This window comes from Paraburkholderia phenazinium (genome assembly GCF_900100735.1).
Taxonomy (GTDB): Bacteria; Pseudomonadota; Gammaproteobacteria; order Burkholderiales; family Burkholderiaceae; genus Paraburkholderia; species Paraburkholderia phenazinia.
Window position 1 is genome coordinate 547,951 of the sequence record NZ_FNCJ01000002.1, and the last position, 16,401, is coordinate 564,351.

Sequence of the window (16,401 nt, forward strand, 5' to 3'; positions counted from 1 at the left end):
ACTACTTCAACTCCTTGCCCCCGCCGTCGATCCCGCTTCCACTGCGCCATACCTGCTTGCCGCGCTCCGAGAGCCTGCCGCAACTATGCTCCGCGTCCGCCTCCGTCCCTTCCACCGCCATCTCGCCGCCTGCCTGTTCCTGCGCCTTCTGTTTCTGCTTGTGCCGCGCTGCCATGGCTTCGTCGTGCGACCTGCCTGCGTAATTCAAGGTCATTTCGTCAACTCCTCAATGAGCCTGGTGGGTAGGCGTGGCTCCGGAACCTAGCCACTTTGTTGAGTGTTTCACCCACTGCTTCAGCGTTTTGTACTGGATCGCCCCAACGCCTCTCGTGTTGCTTTTCGGTGCGGCCGGCGTAGGTGCGGCCGGCGTAGGTGCAACCGGCATACCGTCATCGGTCGCGGTCTCCGCTGCTTCTCTCTGTTTCTTGCTTTCTGCTAGTTCTTCCGCACTCACCTGGTCATCAATCATGCTGCTCTCCCGCTGTGAGACAAACCGGTTCGCCAATCGGCGAACGCAATGCCGATTCCCATTCAGACGTTAAGCAGTATCCGCGTGGTTGTCTGCACGGTACCGTACCGACCTTGCCTGCGGACCTGGCCATGCTTCCAGGAGGTGTTAGCCGGCATCGGCGCAGCACAGGAGAAGACCCCATGACCCCCACGACAGCGACGGCTCCCACCAACGACCCAGCAGGCCTGTCAATGGCGCCACCGGCCGGTGGCCTGAGCAGCGCTGAAGCTCGGGTGCGGATTGGAGCGTCTGGCCCGAACACCATGCCAGATACGTCGGCGCATCCATGGCGCATGGCGCTCGGGAAATTCTGGGCGCCGGTACCGTGGATGCTCGAGGCCGCCATCGTGCTGCAGTGTGCACTCGGCAAATTTCTCGAGGCGGGGATTATCGCCGGACTACTGGTGTTCAACGCCGCGCTCGGGTTGCTGCAGGAAAGCCGCGCGCAGGCCACGCTCGCAGCACTGAAATCGCGTCTGGCGCTGAGCGCGTCGGTGCAGCGCGACGGCGAATGGTCGATCGTCCCGGCCGCGGACCTGGTGCCAGGCGATGTGGTCAAGCTATCTCTGGGCGGTGTCGTGGCGGCCGATATGCGCCTCATCTCGGGCAACGTGCTGCTCGACCATTCGATGCTCACCGGCGAATCGGTACCGATCGAAGCCAGTGCGGGTGCGCAGACCTTTGCCGGCGCGCTGGTCCGACGCGGCGAGGCGGTGGCCGTCGTGACGGCGACAGGCGCGCGGACACGCTTCGGCCGCACGGCGGAGCTGGTTCGCACCGCTCATGTGGTGAGTTCCGAGCAGAAGGCGGTGCTGCTGGTGGTGCGCAATCTGGCGGTGTTCAACGGTGTTGTCATCGCCGCGCTGATTGCCTACGCGTTGTTTGTCCAGATGCCGCTTGCCGATATCGTGCCGCTCGTGCTGACCGCCGTACTCGCTTCGATCCCGGTTGCGCTACCCGCCACCTTCACGCTATCGGCCGCGCTCGGCGCTCGTGCACTGGCCGCGCGTGGCGTGCTGTCCACGCGTCTGACCGCGGTCGACGAAGCCGGCACGATGGATGTGCTGTGCGCGGACAAGACGGGTACGCTGACGTGCAACGCGTTGAGCGTGACGACCGTGCTACCGATGCCGGGTTTCGGCAAGCCGCAGGTGCTGACGCTCGCAGCACTAGCGAGCGCAGAGGGCAGCCAGGACCCCGTCGATACCGCAATCCGCACTGCTGCAGCGGGCAGCGTCGATGCCAACGCACCGAAACTGGTCAAGTTCACGGCGTTCGACCCGGCAAAGAAGATGTCCGAAGCGAGTGCCACGGATTCGCGCGGTAACCTGCAACGTATCGTGAAAGGCGCGTTCGCCGTTGTTGCGGGGCTGGCCGAACCGTCGCCAACCGCGGCAGACCATGCACAGGCACTCGAGGGACATGGTTTCCGGGTCATGGCCGTCGCAGCGGGAGATCCTGGGGCCTTGAAACTGGTGGGGCTGATCGCGCTCAGTGACCCACCGCGTGCCGATTCGGCGGCGCTTGTGACGGAACTGCACGGCCTTGGCGTGCGCGCTGTGATGGTGACGGGCGATGCACCGGCAACCGCTGCCATTGTCGCGCATGCGGTAGGGCTCGACGGCGCGATCTGTCCGCCGGGACCCATCCCGGACAGCGTAAAACCGGAGGCGTTCAGCGTGTTCGCCGGGGTGCTGCCGGAGGACAAATACAAGCTCGTCAAGGCGTTCCAGCAGAGCGGTCATATCGTCGGCATGTGCGGCGACGGCGCCAACGACGCACCGGCGCTGCGCCAGGCGCAAATCGGCATTGCTGTGTCGACTGCCACCGATGTCGCCAAATCGGCCGCCGGCATGGTGCTGACCGAACCCGGCCTCGCGGGGATCGTCGCGGCGGTGAAGGAAGGCCGCGTGACGTTCCAGCGCATCCTGACCTATACGCTCAACTCGATCCTCAAAAAGATCGTAACTGCGCTACTGCTATTGTTCGGCCTCGTCATGACGGGGCATGCGGTCCTGAACCCATTGCTGATGGTGATCCTGATGATTGCCGGGGACTTTCTCGCGATGTCGCTGACGACCGACAATGTCGATCCTTCGCCGTCTCCGAACGCATGGAGAATCGGCAACCTGACGCTTGCGGGTGGGGTGCTAGGCGTGGCGTTACTGGCTTTCTGCACTGGCGGGCTGGCGATCGGCAAGTTTGAGCTGGATCTGGGTACCGACGCATTGCGAACCCTGACCTTTGTCATCCTCGTGTTCGGCAGTCAGGCGACGCTATACGCGATTCGCCAGCGCCGGCGTATGTGGGGCGCGCGTCCGAGTCTCTGGCTGGTGCTGTCGTCGGTGACCGATGTCCTGATTGCTTCGATACTGGCCATCGGTGGGATCGCGATGACGCCGCTGCCCGCCGTGACGGTTGCGGTTGTACTTGCGGCTGCGGTGGCGTTTGCGGTCGTGCTGGACGCGGCGAAGATTCCGATCTTCGCTCATCTGCAGATTACCTGAAGCCTGACGTTTCCGGCGTCTCGCTTTGTCCGCACTTGTACGGCACCGTACCGACCTCCACCGGGGTTAAGCGCACCGTGGTTACAGGCGCCTTGCGTCTCTCACCCAAAGGCGCTCGAGACACCCTCGCGCAGTATGATTTTCTTCGATCGCTCGCCCGGGCCGCCCCCTCCAGCAAGGCGTGGCCATCATGCCCATCATCCGAAAACACTATTTCTTTCCGCCGCGTTCGTGGCGCAAACAGTCGCTGCTATGCAATGGCGTGGCAAGACAGATCGCTTTGCCTGATTTCGTTCCAAGGGCGCAATCGCCTTTCCCTGCGCGTGCAGAGTTGCATGTCCTGCGCGAACTGAATTGTGACGGGGTCGTCGCGGCCGCATGGCTAAACCCGCACGGGAGCAAAAAATGCTAGTCACCGACGTCAATGATTCGATACTTCGGGAACCGAAGGTCTTCCTTCCGTCTGCAGCGATGTCGGCGCAGGCGGCGATTTCCGGCATGGATGCGTACCGTGCGCTTGTCGCCGAAGCGGAACGCGATTACGAGGGCTTCTGGCGGCGTCTTGCCAACGAGACGCTGACCTGGAAGAAACCGTTCACCAAGGTGCTGGACGAGTCCAAGGCGCCTTTCTACACCTGGTTCGAGGACGGCGAACTGAACGCGTCGTATAACTGCCTGGACCGTCATATCGAGGCGGGCAATGGCGAGCGCGTCGCGGTGATTTTCGAAGCCGACGACGGTACCGTCACCCATGTCACCTATCAGGACCTGCTGCAACGCGTATGCCGCTTCGCCAACGCACTGAAAAAGCGCGGCGTGAAGAAGGGCGACCGTGTGGTGATCTATATGCCGATGTCGGTTGAAGGCGTGGTCGCGATGCAGGCCTGCGCGCGGATCGGCGCTACGCATTCGGTGGTGTTCGGCGGCTTCTCGTCGAAGTCGCTCAATGAAAGGCTCGTCAACGTGGGCGCGATAGCGCTGGTTACCTGCGACGAACAGATGCGCGGCGGCAAGGCCTTGCCGCTGAAGAGTATTGCCGACGAAGCGCTGGCGATGGGCGGCTGTGAGGCCGTCAAGAGCATGATCGTCTACCAGCGCACCGGAGGAAAGGTGGCGTGGCACGATGGCCGCGATCTCTGGATGCATGAACTCATGCAGGCCGAGTCCGATCAATGCGCGCCCGAATGGGTTGGCGCCGAGCATCCGCTCTTTATCCTCTACACATCGGGTTCGACCGGCACGCCCAAGGGTGTGCAGCACAGCACCGGCGGCTTTCTGCTGTGGGCCGCGCAGACCATGAAGTGGACCTTCGACTGGAAGCCCACGGACGTGTTCTGGTGTACCGCCGACATCGGCTGGATCACGGGGCACAGCTATATCGCGTATGGCCCGACAGCACTGGGCGCTACCCAGGTCATGTTCGAAGGCGTACCGACTTATCCGAACGCGGGCCGCTTCTGGGACATGATCGCGCGCCACAAGGTGACGCTGTTCTATACCGCGCCGACCGCGATCCGCTCGCTGATCAAGCTGGCGGAGGCGGACGTCAAGGTGCATCCGGCGAGCTTCGATCTGTCGACGCTGCGCATTCTCGGCACGGTCGGCGAACCGATCAATCCCGCCGCATGGATGTGGTACTACGAGCACGTTGGCGGTGGCCGCTGCCCTGTCGCCGATACCTGGTGGCAGACCGAAACCGGTGGCCACATGATTGCGCCAATGCCGGGCGCGACGCCGCTGGTGCCGGGTTCCTGCACCTTGCCGCTGCCCGGGATCATGGCGGCGGTGGTCGACGAGACCGGCCAGGACGAGCCGGACGGCAAAGGCGGGCTCCTCGTGATCAAGCGCCCCTGGCCGTCGATGCTGCGCACGGTGTGGGGCGATCCAGCCCGCTTCGAGAAGGGCTATTTCCCGGAAGAACTGGGCGGCAAGCTGTATCTCGCCGGCGACGGCGCGGTGCGCGACAAGGACACCGGCTATTTCACCATCACGGGACGCATAGACGACGTGCTGAATGTGTCCGGGCACCGGCTCGGCACGATGGAGATCGAGTCCGCGCTGGTGGCCAATCCGCTTGTTGCGGAGGCTGCAGTGGTCGGATGCCCGGACGAGACAACGGGCGAAATCGTCGTCGCTTTCGTGGTGCTGAAGGGGCCACGTCCCGAAGGCAAAGAAGCCGAGAAGATTGCTAACGAACTGCGGGCATGGGTCGGCAAGGAAATCGGCCCGATCGCGAAGCCGAAGGTGATCCGCTTTGGCGAGAACCTGCCGAAAACGCGTTCGGGAAAGATCATGCGCCGTTTGCTGCGCTCGCTTGCAGCAGGCGAGGAAATCACCCAGGACGTGTCGACGCTCGAAAATCCGGCCATTCTCGACCAGCTTGGTTGATTAGCACCGGCCCAGCCCGGCACCGACGCTGCGCGTGGGGCGCCGGGTGTCCAGAAAGGTGTATAGCAGCAAGTCTCCGCCAGCCGGTCGTCTGGACCGCGTTGGCGGGACATCAGGAGCAGGTCATGCGTGATGCAACAGTTTTACCGAGGCTTTCGAATCCTGCCCCGCTAGGTTTGGCGGGTTTTGCGTTGACGACATGGCTGCTCAGCATGATCAACGCAGGCTGGTTTACCGGCGACTCGATGGGAATCGTGCTGGCTTGTGCGCTTGCCTATGGCGGCACCGCCCAGGCGATCGCCGGGATCATGGAGCTGCCACGCGGCAATACGTTCGGTGCGACCGCGTTTCTGAGCTACGGCGCGTTCTGGTGGTCGTTTGCGCTATTCGTGCTGTTTCTGCATGACAAGGTGCCGCCTGCCTTCGTCGGCTGGTACCTGTTCCTGTGGGGCGTATTCACCTTCTATATGTGGCTGGCCACGTTTCGCTCGCCGCGCGCACTGCAGTCCATTTTCCTGGCGCTCTGGATCACGTTCGTCCTGCTGGCCGCGGGGGAATGGACCGGCTCCGGCTTGCTGCACATGGCCGGCGGCTATATGGGTCTGGTCACTGCCGCACTGGCTTTCTACCTGTCGGCGGCCGATCTGATCAACGAGGTCTACGACCGTATCGTCTTGCCCATCGGCGAGCCGAGAAATTTCAGGCGGCACGCGGTCGCTCTGTAACGCCTGGTACGGCGGGACGTGGGCCGCTTGTTGCTGTTTGTTGCGGTTCTAGCGTCGACGCCGCTTCATTTCATTGTCTGACCCAGTCACTGTCGCAAGGATATTCATCATGACAACGTCCACCCATTCGGTCATCGATTTCAGCAAGCTGATGGAGCAAGTGAAGCTTCCTGGCTTCGATATGACTTCGGTGATCGAGACACAGCGCAAGAACATCGAAGCGCTAACCGCAGCCAATCAACTGGCATACGAAGGCATGCAGGCCCTCGTGAAGAAGCAGGCCGAGATGTTTAACGAGCGAGTGCAGGAGATTCAGGCGGAGGTGCAGAAAGCGAGCAGCGGCAATCCCGTGGAAGGTCTCTCGCAGCGCGCGGACTTCGTCCAGCAGACCTTTCAGAAGATCTTCGACGATATGCGCGAACTGGCCGAGATGGCGCAGAAGGCGCAGACCGAGACGCTGGCGGCCATCAGTCAGCGCGCAGCGCAGGACGTGAAAGAAGCGAAGACGGCCGCAAAGCACAAGTAGACGGGTTGAGTTGCGCGGCGAGCGATCGTGATCGCGCCTCGCGCATCCGGATCAAAAGCGGCGCCTAATACGCGGAGGGACACCATGCGCGTCATCGTCGAGAAACTTCAGGCGGAACACGTCAGGCTAGGGCGCCTGGTGGGCCTGCTCAATCTTCAATCGTGCCAGCGCACGGATGCGACAGCACCGAATATCGCGTTGCTGGTCGACGTGCTGTGCTATTTGACACGCTTCGCCGACCTTGCACACCACGTGATCGAAGACCGGATGGTCGAGAAGCTGCTGGCAAAGAAAGCGCTCGCAGTCGAACTGGGTCGCGAAATCGAGACCCAGCACCAGGTGTTGATCCGGGATGGTCGTGATCTGTTGCGTGACCTGGAGTCCGCGGTACGCGGCGAAAACATGTCGCAGCAGCTCGTCGATAGCCGCGTCCGGCTTTACGCCGAGCGGCTACGGCACAACATGGTCATCGAGGAATTGACGCTGTTCCCCGCCGCGGAGCAAAACCTCAGCAGCGCGGAATGGCATGAGATCGAAAGCTCAGGTGCGTATGCCCAGCCTGATCCGCTCTTCGACGCTACGGTAGACGAGCGATTCGCCGAACTGTATCGGGTCATCACCGCGGAAGCGAGTGCAGCGGGCGTACACGAACCGTTTGCGCAGGACGTCTGACGCCCGCCGGCAACCGGGGTGCCGTCAACCAACACCCGGCCATACCTGGACCCAAGGAGGTCATCATGTTCAGAAAGGTGCTTACTGCCGAGCAGATCCAGCAGGAAGTCCACCGGCGGGTACTGCTGAAACCGCCAGCGTCCGGCTATCCCTGGGAAGTCTCCTTACCGTTGCCCAAAGCGCACGCGCCGGATGCTGAAGCGTGTAACTGGGATATTGAAACGGTAGGCCGCGCTGGCTATAGCGCGTATGTCCGCCATGTAGTGGATGAAGCGAGGAAAGAATTCCTGCTGTCCGACGCGGCCGAACACGACGAGATCATGGGCGACTCATTGGCTCATGGGTAAACAACGTACTTTCTAAAGAGAACACAACCATGGCTTATCAAAGCGTCAACCCTAACACCGGCAAGGTTCTAAAGAGTTTCGACAAGCTGACCGACGAGCAGCTTGAAAAGTCGATCGCCGCTGCCGAGACCTGTTTCCAGACATGGAAGCACACGACCTACGCCCAGCGTGCAGAAATCGTGGCTAAGGCCGCGACGCTGATGCGCACGAACGTAGACAATTTCGCCAAACTGGCCACCCTCGAAATGGGCAAGCGCATCGACGAAGCACGTGGCGAAGTGAAGTTCAGTGCCGACATCCTCGCTTACTACGCTGAACACGCCAAAGCCTTCCTGGCCCCAACCAAGCTCAAGCCGAAAGTCGGTGAAGCTCACATGGAAAACAGCCCGTTCGGCGTGCTCTTCTGTGTGGAACCGTGGAATTTCCCGTATTACCAGCTCGCACGTGTCGCCGGTCCGCAACTGATGGCGGGTAACGTGCTAGTGGTCAAGCATGCAGGGTGCGTACCGCAATGCGCGATTGCCTTCGAGAAGCTCTTGCTCGACGCGGGCGCGCCTAAGGGTGCCTACACCAACCTGCTGATCTCCCATGAACAGTCGGAGCGGATCATCGACGACCCGCGTATCAAGGGTGTGGCATTGACGGGTAGCGTCGAGGCCGGCAGGAGTATTGCAGCGCGAGCGGGGCAGAATCTCAAGAAGACTTCGATGGAGCTAGGCGGTAGCGATGCATTCATCGTGCTTGACGACGCGGACCTCGAAAAGACCGTGCCGTGGGCGGTATGGGGGCGGATGTATAACGCCGGCCAGACCTGTTGCGCAGCGAAGCGCTTCATTGTCCTCGACTCAATCGCTGACAAATTTCTTGCGAAGTTCAAGACCGCGCTCTCCGAATTGAAAGCGGGCGATCCGATGGACGAGAAGACCACGCACGGCCCGTTGTCCACCGAGGCGGCGCTGGTTCAATTGCTCAAGCAGGTCGACGATGCGGTGGCGCACGGCGCAACGCTAGTGATGGGCGGCAAACGTATCAACCGTCCGGGCTCGTTCATGGAAACCACGATCCTGACCGACATCAAGCCGGACAATCCGGCCTTCCGCGACGAGTTCTTCGGCCCGGTTGTGTCGTTCTTCCGTGTCAAGGACGAGGCCGCAGCGATTGCGCTCGCCAACGACTCGGACTTCGGTCTGGGCGGCTCGGTCTTCACCGAAGACGTAGCGCGCGGCAAACGCGTGGCGAGCGGTGTCGAAACCGGAATGATGTTCATCAATAACATCGACTGGTCCGATGCAGAACTGCCGTTTGGCGGCATCAAGGATTCTGGCTACGGTCGTGAGCTCGGCAACATGGGCATCCAGGAGTTCGTCAATACGAAGCTGGTTCGCACCGCCCATCTCGACGCACCGGCCTGATCGCCACAGGGAAAGCCCGCCATGTATATCAACGTTGCCGTTCTGACGGAGACCCGGGCCCATGAGCGCCGTGTGGCGCTCGTGCCCTCCGTGGTCCAGAAGCTGGTCAAACTGGGTGCCCGGCTGCATATGCAGCCGGGGGCGGGCGCAGCGATTCATCTGGACGATGCAGCGTTCGAGGACGTCGCCTTCATAACCGATCGCACTGCACTGGTCGAAGACGCCGATGTCGTGCTCGCGGTGCAGCCTCCCGCGCTGGAGGTGGTCAATGCAATGAAGGAGGGCGCGATCCTCGTTTCCTTCATCTATGCGCACAACGAACCCGCGCTGGTGAAGCGCCTGCTCGATAAGAAGATCACCTGCTTCGCGATGGAGCGGGTGCCACGCATTACGCGCGCTCAGTCGATGGACGCGCTTTCGAGCCAGTCCGCGCTGGCCGGTTACTACGCGGTGCAACTCGGCTCGACCCATCTTGCTCGCGTGGTGCCCAAGATCACGAGCGCGGCAGGCTCGATCGGACCTGCCCACGTGCTGGTGATGGGCCTCGGTGTCGCAGGGCTGGAGGCGATCGCGACGGCGCACCGGCTTGGGGCGGTCGTCGAGGGCTATGACGTGCGGCCCGAAACTCATGAGCAGGCGCTCTCGCTGGGCGCCACCTTCGTCGATACCGGTATCGATGCGCGCGGCAAAGGCGGCTATGCCCGTGAGCTGAGCGCAGAGGAAAAGATCAAGGTCGCGGACGTGCTGACGAAGCATATCCAGAGCGCCGATCTGATCATCACGACCGCTGCGATTCCCGGGAAGGCCTCGCCCAAGCTCATCAGCCACGCGCAAGTGGCCGGTATGAAAGCCGGCTCGGTGATCGTCGATCTATCGGCGGAAGGCGGCGGCAACTGCGAAGACACGCGGCCCGGCGAGACCACCCGGATCGGCCGCGTGACGATTGTCGCGCCGCTGAACGTGCCCTCGCTGCTCGGCGAGGATGCGAGCGAACTGTATGCAAAGAATCAGTACAACCTGCTCGCGTTGATCATGAAAAACAACATCATCGAGATCGACTGGAGCGACGAAGTCCTCGCCAAAACGGTGCTCACCCACGCGGGCGAGAACAAGGCTGAGGCGAGCGACGAGGCGGCAAAGCCTGTCGTTGCGGCGAAAAAGCCGCCCGCGAAAGCCGCACCGGTTGCACCGGCATGAACTGCGGCATAAGCACCGGTATCAGCACCGGCACGAACACGCTCCGACCAAGGACATAGAGATGGACTTCCAGATCAGCATTTCCGGCTTCGTCGCGATTTACATCTTCATGCTGGCCGCTTTTGCCGGCTGGGTGATCATCGGACACGTGCCGGCCATCCTGCATACGCCGCTCATGTCGGGTTCGAATTTCGTGCACGGCATTGTCGTGGTGGGCGGCATCTATGCGCTGCTCAACGCGAGTACGGTACAGGAGCAGGTGATCGGCTTCTTTGCTGTGCTTCTCGGTGCGGGAAATGCCGCAGGCGGTTATGCCGTCACCGACCGCATGCTCGCCATGTTCAAGACCAGCGGCCACCCCGCCGGACACGGCGCACACGGTGCACACAGCAAGTCCGGCACCGTGAAGTCCATCCACGTGAAGAAGCATTGAGGACGCCGCCATGTTGACCCTGATCCCCCAACTCGGCATCGGCGCGGTCGATCTCGCTGCTGCCTTTCTATTCCTGTATGGCCTGCACCGCATGTCGTCGCCGGTGACGGCGCCTTCCGGCATTTTCGTCGCCGGCATCGGCATGGCCGTGGCCGTGCTCGCGAGCTTCCTGTACGCCTTCGATGTCGGCGCGGCGGCCCGGCCCAACCTGCCGGTCAACCTGGGCCTCGCCGTCGTTGCTTTGGCGCTGGGAGGCGGGGTGGCCTGGTGGGGCGGCCGCAAGGTGGCGATGACCGCCATGCCGCAGATGGTGGCCATATACAACGGCATGGGCGGCGGCGCGGCCGGCGCGATTGCCGCGGTGGAACTGTTCGGCAACAAGGCGCAAGGCGCGACCGCGCTGATCATGACCTTGCTGGGCGCGCTGATCGGCGCGGTATCCCTGTCGGGCTCGCTGATCGCCTGGGCCAAGCTCGATGGGGTCATCAACAAACCGGTACGAGTGAAAGGGCGGCAGATTTTCAATGGGCTCGTGCTATTGGCTACCTTCGTGGTCGGCGCCTATATCGTCGTTGCAAGCGTGGACAATTCAGCGCTGATATTGGCGATGCCGACCTGGATCTACCTGTTCTTCGGCTGCGCCCTCGCACTCGGCATCCTGATGACGCTGCCAATCGGCGGCGCCGATATGCCGGTGGTGATCTCGATCTTTAACGCCTTTACCGGCCTCGCGGTCGGCATTGAGGGCTATGTGTTGCAGAACCCCGCACTGATGATTGCCGGCATGGTGGTCGGCGCAGCCGGCATGTTGCTGACGCTGCTGATGGCCAAGGCCATGAACCGTTCCGTGAGCAATGTGATCTTCACCAACTTCGGCGAGGTCGCTACGCGCAAGCAGAGCAAGATCAAGGGCAGCCTGAAGCCGACCCAGCCAGGCGACGCAGGCATCGCGATGCGCTATGCGGCCTCGGTGATCATCGTCCCGGGTTACGGCCTCGCGGTCTCGCAGGGTCAAGGCAAGCTATACGAATTCGTCAAGCTGCTGCAGACGGGCGGCGTATCGGTGAAGTTTGCGGTTCACCCGGTGGCCGGCCGCATGCCGGGCCAGATGGACGTGCTATTGGCCGAGGCAGGTGTGCCTTACGACATGATCTTCCAGCTCGAAGACATCAACGACCAGTTCGCTACTACCGATGTGGCGCTCGTGATCGGCGCCAACGACGTCGTGAACCCGGCCGCGCGTACCGACAAATCGTCGGCCATTTACGGCATGCCGATTCTCAACGCCGACCACGCCAGGCAGGTGTACGTGATCAAGCGTGGTGAAGGCAAGGGCTACGCCGGCATCGTCAACGAACTCTTCTACGCAGACAACTGCAACATGGTCTATGGCGACGCCCAGACCGTGCTCATCAAGATGAGCGAAGCGGTCAGAGGGCTCGGATTGCCCGCTGTGGCCTAGTACGCTGAACCCATCGCAACCGAGGAACAAACCATGACGTCCAAAATGCAAGCTGCGGTAGTCGAACAGTTCGGCAAGCCGTTAGTGATAAAGGAACTGGATATTCCCGAGCCCGGCCCCGGCCAGATCCTGGTCAAGACCGAAGCGTGCGGCGTATGCCACACCGATCTGCATGCCGCAAATGGTGACTGGCCGCTAAAGCCTACCTTGCCGTTTACGCCGGGCCATGAGGGCATTGGTATCGTCACCGCCCTCGGCGCGGGTGTCACGGCCGTGAAGGAGGGCGACCGTGTCGGTGTGCCATGGCTCTATTCCGCTTGCGGACATTGCGAGTTTTGCCTCGCAGCGCGCGAGCCGGTGTGTGCCGAAGCGCAGTTCGGCGGCTATACGAAGAACGGCGGCTTCGCCGAATACATCGTTGCTGACCCGAACTATGTGGCGCATATCCCAGCCCATCTGGCGGCGCGCGACGCGGCGCCCCTCATCTGTGCCGGGATCACCTCGTACAAAGGCATCAAGGAGACCCAGGCGCGGCCGGGTGAATGGGTCGTGGTCTCCGGCGTCGGCGGTCTTGGGCACCTGGGCATTCAATATGCCAAGGCGATGGGCTTGCACGTGTGCGCAGTGGACATCGACGACGGCAAACTAGCACATGCCAAACGCCTGGGCGCCGATGCCATGGTCAACGCAAAGGACGGCGATCCGATCGCTGCCGTCAGGGAGGTCACCGGGGGCGGCGCGCATGGCGTGCTGATCACGGCGCCGTCGTTGGGGGCATTCAAGCAAGGAGTGGGGATGACGCGCAAATGCGGTACCTGTGTGCTGGTTGGGTTGCCGCCGGGCGAGTTTCCGACGCCTCTGTTCGACGTCGTGGCGAACTGCATCACGATTCGCGGTTCGTTCGTCGGCAATCGGCGCGATATGGCCGAAGCGCTTGCCTTCGCCGCTGACGGCAAGGTCAAGGCGGACATCGAGCTGCAGCCGCTGTCGGCGATCAACAGTGTGTTCCATCGCCTCGCGCACGGCGATGTCCCGTCGCGCGTGGTCCTCGAGTTCGCTAAGGGTTGAGAGGAGGGCGCTATCGTGGCTTCCGGACCCGGTCTGGCTCAACTCGCCGACGTTCCCGGCGATGCGATCAACTCGCTGCTGGCGCGGCATCGCGGCAATCCGCATGCGCTCGTGCAGATTCTACGCGAAGCGCAAGCGCAACACGGCTGGCTGCCGCGCGCCATGTTGGCTGATCTCGCCGACGGGCTGGGTCTGACGTTGGCTCACGTGGAGGGTGTGGCGACGTTTTATCGCTTCTTTCATACCCGCCCGGTGGGCGAGTACCGGGTGCTGTTTAGCGACAACATCACCGACCGCATGCTCGGTAACGTGTCGTTGCTGACCGATCTGTGCCAGCGGCTCGGCGTCGAGCGTGGCCAGGTGCGCGCCGACGGCCGCGTCAGCGTGGATTTCTGCTCCTGCACCGGTATGTGCGATCAAGGGCCGTCCTTGCTGATCAACCATCATCAGGTCGTCACGCGGCTCGATGCCGCGCGTGTCGCCACACTTGCGGAACTCATCGAAGCAAGCGTGCCGGTGGCCGACTGGCCGATGGATTGGTCGCGCGTGAACGATCATGTGCGGCGCGCCGATGTCCTCCTCGCCACTTCATTGCATCCGGGCGAAGCCATCGCGGCCGCTCTGGCGCGTGGCGTACCGGCGCTGTTTGACGAAATGAAGCGCTCGAACCTGCGTGGGCGCGGCGGCGCAGGTTTCGTCACTGCCATGAAATGGCAACTGTGCCGGGATGCAAAGGGCAGCGAACACTACATGGTGTGCAATGCCGATGAAGGCGAGCCTGGCACCTTCAAGGACCGTGTGTTGCTGTCACGTCATCCGGACATGGTGTTCGAAGGGATGACGATTGGTGCGCTCGCCATCGGCGCCCGGCACGGCATGCTGTATCTACGCGGCGAGTATCGCTACTTGCTGGAGCCGTTGCTCGACGCGCTGCAACGCCGGCGCGACGCGCATCTGCTAGGCACGTCGATTCAGGGGCAACCAGGTTTCGATTTCGACATCGAGATTCACGTGGGCGCCGGTGCCTATGTGTGCGGGGAAGAGTCGTCGCTGATCGAGTCGCTGGAAGGCAAGCGCGGCACACCGCGCATTCGCCCGCCATTCCCGGCCGAAAACGGCTACCTCGGACAGCCTACCGCGGTCGATAACGTCGAGACGCTCTGCGCCGCGACGCACATTGCGTTACAGGGCGGCACGTGGTGGGCCGCTATCGGCACGCCGAAATCCACCGGCACGAGCGTTCATTCGGTGTCGGGAGACTGCGATCGGCCGGGCATCTACGAGTATCCGCTGGGCACCAGCATCGATCGCATTCTGGAAGATTGCGGCGCGCACGACACCCAGGCGGTGCAGGTTGGCGGCCCATCTGGCAAGTGCCTCTCTGCCCTCGAGTTCGGCCGTCGCATCGCGTTCGAAGATGTGCCGACGGCAGGCGCATTCATGGTGTTCGACCGCTCGCGCGATATGTTCGAAGTCGCCCGCAACTACGCGGGCTTTTTCGCTGAAGAGAGTTGTGGATTTTGCACGCCGTGCCGTGTCGGCACCGCGCTGGTCGTCAAGACCATGGACAAGCTCGCCGCTGGGCGGGGCTCACGGCGCGACGTCGAGGTGCTCTCCGGACTCGATAGCCTGATGCACGGCACGACCCATTGCGGCCTGGGCGGCGCGGCCTGCAACGCGTTGCACGACACCATCGTCAAATTCCGTCCTGCCTACGAGCGACGCCTGCAGTCGCTGCGGTTCGAGCCGGCCTTCGATCTCGATGCCGAACTGGCGGACGAGCGCCGCCTGACCGGCAGAGACGATGCGGCGGCGCATCTGGAGACCCCGTCATGAATGCTCTCGCCAAACCTGCCGCTGCCCCTGTCACTTTCTCGCTCGACGGTGAAGAGGTGCCATTCGAGCCGGGCGAAACGATTCTGCAGGCGGCGCGGCGCGCGGGGCGCTATATCCCGCACCTGTGCTGGCATCCGGACTTTCATCCGCAGGGTTCCTGCCGCGTGTGCACCGTAAAGGTCAAGGGCCGCCCCGGCTCGGCCTGTACTCTGCAGGCTGCCGCGGGCGAAGTGGTCGAAAGCAACACGGATGAGCTCAATGCCGAGCGCAAGATGCTGTTGCAGATGCTGTTTGTCGAAGGCAATCACTTTTGCCCGTCCTGCGAAAAGAGCGGCAACTGTCTGCTGCAAGCCACGGCCTACGAGATGAACATGGAGGACGTGCTGTTCGACGAGTTCTACCCGCGCCGCCCAGTCGACGCGAGTCATGCCGACCTCCTGATCGATTTCAACCGCTGCATTCTGTGCGAACTGTGCGTGCGGGCGAGTCATGACATTGATGGCAAGGATGTTTTCGCCATCGCCGGACACGGCATCGGCACCCATCTGGTGGTCAACAGCATGAGCGGCCAGCTAGCCGATACCACCATGGAGCTCACCGACCGCGCCGCCAGTATCTGCCCGGTGGGCGCGATCCTGCCCAAGCGGCGCGGCTTCGCGATCCCGATCGGGGAGCGCCGCTACGACCCGCACACGGCCGCCGATCCCGACACGCAGGAGGCCTCATGAGCACGCTCACGAGCGTCGACGCCAGCCATCAGCCGCGCAAGTGGAAGGTGGCTACGGTGTCGCTGGCGGGTTGCTTTGGCTGCCACACTTCCTTCCTCGACATCGACGAGCGCCTGCTTGAACTGATCGAGCACATCGAATTCGACCGCTCGCCGCTCACGGACATCAAGGAAGTCGGCCGGTGCGATCTCGGTTTGATCGAAGGCGGTGTATGCAATTCCGAGAACGTGCTGGTGCTGCGCGCCTTTCGCGCCCGCTGCAAGACGCTGGTGGCGATGGGGGCGTGCGCCATCAATGGCGGCCTGCCGGCCGAGCGCAACCGCTTCGATCTCGCGGACGTGCTCAATGAGGTCTACCACGATCGTCCTGGTTTGAGCGAAGGCAGTGCGATTCCGAACGATCCCGAACTGCCGCTCTTGCTCCGGCAGGTGCGCCCGATTCACGCGGTAGTGCATGTGGACTACTTCCTGCCCGGTTGCCCGCCCTCGGCGGATGCCTTCTGGAGCTTTCTGAACGACCTGATGGCCGGGCGCACGCCGCACCTGAGCCACGCACTCATGCACTACGACTGAGCGCCGGAGACTAAACC

General features: G+C 62.6%; 16 protein-coding genes. 14 read left to right on the forward strand and 2 right to left on the reverse strand.

Going from position 1 to position 16,401, the window contains the following annotated elements:
* Position 1 precedes the first annotated feature (1 nt).
* A complete protein-coding gene (locus BLQ92_RS06255; RefSeq protein ID WP_090682602.1) occupies positions 2 to 214 on the reverse strand; it encodes a hypothetical protein in 213 nt (70 codons plus the stop codon).
* A 12-nt stretch (positions 215 to 226) separates the two neighbouring features.
* Complete coding sequence (locus BLQ92_RS06260) at positions 227 to 469, reverse strand: hypothetical protein (RefSeq protein ID WP_090682604.1); 243 nt, start codon at positions 467 to 469, stop codon at positions 227 to 229.
* A 182-nt stretch (positions 470 to 651) separates the two neighbouring features.
* Here BLQ92_RS06260 and BLQ92_RS06265 point away from each other — a divergent pair, with 182 nt between their 5' ends.
* From BLQ92_RS06265 to BLQ92_RS06330, 14 genes are all read left to right on the forward strand, one after another.
* Positions 652 to 3,018 (forward strand): HAD-IC family P-type ATPase, encoded by a 2,367-nt coding sequence (locus tag BLQ92_RS06265; RefSeq protein WP_175772125.1) that lies wholly within the window; start codon positions 652 to 654, stop codon positions 3,016 to 3,018.
* 405 nt (positions 3,019 to 3,423) lie between these two features.
* Positions 3,424 to 5,406: an acetate--CoA ligase gene (gene acs, locus BLQ92_RS06270; protein WP_090682607.1), complete on the forward strand. Its 1,983-nt coding sequence runs from the start codon at positions 3,424 to 3,426 to the stop codon at positions 5,404 to 5,406.
* 125 nt (positions 5,407 to 5,531) lie between these two features.
* Complete coding sequence (locus BLQ92_RS06275; protein ID WP_090682608.1) at positions 5,532 to 6,131, forward strand: acetate uptake transporter; 600 nt, start codon at positions 5,532 to 5,534, stop codon at positions 6,129 to 6,131.
* Between the two features lie 109 nt (positions 6,132 to 6,240).
* Positions 6,241 to 6,657 carry a phasin family protein gene (locus BLQ92_RS06280; RefSeq protein ID WP_090682610.1) on the forward strand — a complete coding sequence of 139 codons (417 nt, stop codon included), beginning with the start codon at positions 6,241 to 6,243 and terminating at the stop codon, positions 6,655 to 6,657.
* Between the two features lie 84 nt (positions 6,658 to 6,741).
* Complete coding sequence (locus BLQ92_RS06285; RefSeq protein WP_090682611.1) at positions 6,742 to 7,329, forward strand: hemerythrin domain-containing protein; 588 nt, start codon at positions 6,742 to 6,744, stop codon at positions 7,327 to 7,329.
* A gap of 65 nt (positions 7,330 to 7,394) precedes the next feature.
* A complete protein-coding gene (locus BLQ92_RS06290) occupies positions 7,395 to 7,676 on the forward strand; it encodes a hypothetical protein (protein WP_090682613.1) in 282 nt (93 codons plus the stop codon).
* A 29-nt stretch (positions 7,677 to 7,705) separates the two neighbouring features.
* Positions 7,706 to 9,088, forward strand: coding sequence for an NAD-dependent succinate-semialdehyde dehydrogenase (locus BLQ92_RS06295; RefSeq protein WP_090682615.1), 1,383 nt, complete (start codon positions 7,706 to 7,708; stop codon positions 9,086 to 9,088).
* Positions 9,089 to 9,109: 21 nt separating this feature from the next.
* A complete protein-coding gene (locus BLQ92_RS06300) occupies positions 9,110 to 10,285 on the forward strand; it encodes an NAD(P) transhydrogenase subunit alpha (protein ID WP_090682616.1) in 1,176 nt (391 codons plus the stop codon).
* 61 nt (positions 10,286 to 10,346) lie between these two features.
* On the forward strand, positions 10,347 to 10,718 hold the full coding sequence (locus BLQ92_RS06305) for an NAD(P) transhydrogenase subunit alpha part 2 (RefSeq protein ID WP_090682617.1): 372 nt from the start codon (positions 10,347 to 10,349) through the stop codon (positions 10,716 to 10,718).
* 10 nt (positions 10,719 to 10,728) lie between these two features.
* Positions 10,729 to 12,180, forward strand: coding sequence for an NAD(P)(+) transhydrogenase (Re/Si-specific) subunit beta (locus BLQ92_RS06310; RefSeq protein ID WP_090682619.1), 1,452 nt, complete (start codon positions 10,729 to 10,731; stop codon positions 12,178 to 12,180).
* A 33-nt stretch (positions 12,181 to 12,213) separates the two neighbouring features.
* A complete protein-coding gene (locus tag BLQ92_RS06315) occupies positions 12,214 to 13,248 on the forward strand; it encodes a zinc-dependent alcohol dehydrogenase (protein ID WP_090682620.1) in 1,035 nt (344 codons plus the stop codon).
* 15 nt (positions 13,249 to 13,263) lie between these two features.
* Complete coding sequence (locus BLQ92_RS06320) at positions 13,264 to 15,084, forward strand: NAD(P)H-dependent oxidoreductase subunit E (protein ID WP_244106078.1); 1,821 nt, start codon at positions 13,264 to 13,266, stop codon at positions 15,082 to 15,084.
* Positions 15,081 to 15,812, forward strand: a complete 732-nt coding sequence (locus BLQ92_RS06325) for a 2Fe-2S iron-sulfur cluster-binding protein (protein ID WP_090682622.1) — start codon at positions 15,081 to 15,083, stop codon at positions 15,810 to 15,812. The genes BLQ92_RS06320 and BLQ92_RS06325 overlap by 4 nt, the downstream gene beginning before the upstream one ends.
* Positions 15,809 to 16,384 carry an NADH-quinone oxidoreductase subunit B family protein gene (locus tag BLQ92_RS06330; RefSeq protein ID WP_090682624.1) on the forward strand — a complete coding sequence of 192 codons (576 nt, stop codon included), beginning with the start codon at positions 15,809 to 15,811 and terminating at the stop codon, positions 16,382 to 16,384. Before BLQ92_RS06325 ends, BLQ92_RS06330 begins: the two co-directional genes overlap by 4 nt.
* The last annotated feature ends 17 nt before the right edge of the window (positions 16,385 to 16,401 follow it).

Bases quoted from the DNA above. Each gene is read 5' to 3' on its own strand.
- BLQ92_RS06255 (WP_090682602.1), bottom strand. From the start codon at position 214: ATGACCTTGAATTACGCAGGCAGGTCGCACGACGAAGCCATGGCAGCG.
- BLQ92_RS06260 (WP_090682604.1), bottom strand. From the start codon at position 469: ATGATTGATGACCAGGTGAGTGCGGAAGAACTAGCAGAAAGCAAGAAA.
- BLQ92_RS06265 (WP_175772125.1), top strand. From the start codon at position 652: ATGACCCCCACGACAGCGACGGCTCCCACCAACGACCCAGCAGGCCTG.
- acs (WP_090682607.1), top strand. From the start codon at position 3,424: ATGCTAGTCACCGACGTCAATGATTCGATACTTCGGGAACCGAAGGTC.
- BLQ92_RS06275 (WP_090682608.1), top strand. From the start codon at position 5,532: ATGCGTGATGCAACAGTTTTACCGAGGCTTTCGAATCCTGCCCCGCTA.
- BLQ92_RS06280 (WP_090682610.1), top strand. From the start codon at position 6,241: ATGACAACGTCCACCCATTCGGTCATCGATTTCAGCAAGCTGATGGAG.
- BLQ92_RS06285 (WP_090682611.1), top strand. From the start codon at position 6,742: ATGCGCGTCATCGTCGAGAAACTTCAGGCGGAACACGTCAGGCTAGGG.
- BLQ92_RS06290 (WP_090682613.1), top strand. From the start codon at position 7,395: ATGTTCAGAAAGGTGCTTACTGCCGAGCAGATCCAGCAGGAAGTCCAC.
- BLQ92_RS06295 (WP_090682615.1), top strand. From the start codon at position 7,706: ATGGCTTATCAAAGCGTCAACCCTAACACCGGCAAGGTTCTAAAGAGT.
- BLQ92_RS06300 (WP_090682616.1), top strand. From the start codon at position 9,110: ATGTATATCAACGTTGCCGTTCTGACGGAGACCCGGGCCCATGAGCGC.
- BLQ92_RS06305 (WP_090682617.1), top strand. From the start codon at position 10,347: ATGGACTTCCAGATCAGCATTTCCGGCTTCGTCGCGATTTACATCTTC.
- BLQ92_RS06310 (WP_090682619.1), top strand. From the start codon at position 10,729: ATGTTGACCCTGATCCCCCAACTCGGCATCGGCGCGGTCGATCTCGCT.
- BLQ92_RS06315 (WP_090682620.1), top strand. From the start codon at position 12,214: ATGACGTCCAAAATGCAAGCTGCGGTAGTCGAACAGTTCGGCAAGCCG.
- BLQ92_RS06325 (WP_090682622.1), top strand. From the start codon at position 15,081: ATGAATGCTCTCGCCAAACCTGCCGCTGCCCCTGTCACTTTCTCGCTC.
- BLQ92_RS06330 (WP_090682624.1), top strand. From the start codon at position 15,809: ATGAGCACGCTCACGAGCGTCGACGCCAGCCATCAGCCGCGCAAGTGG.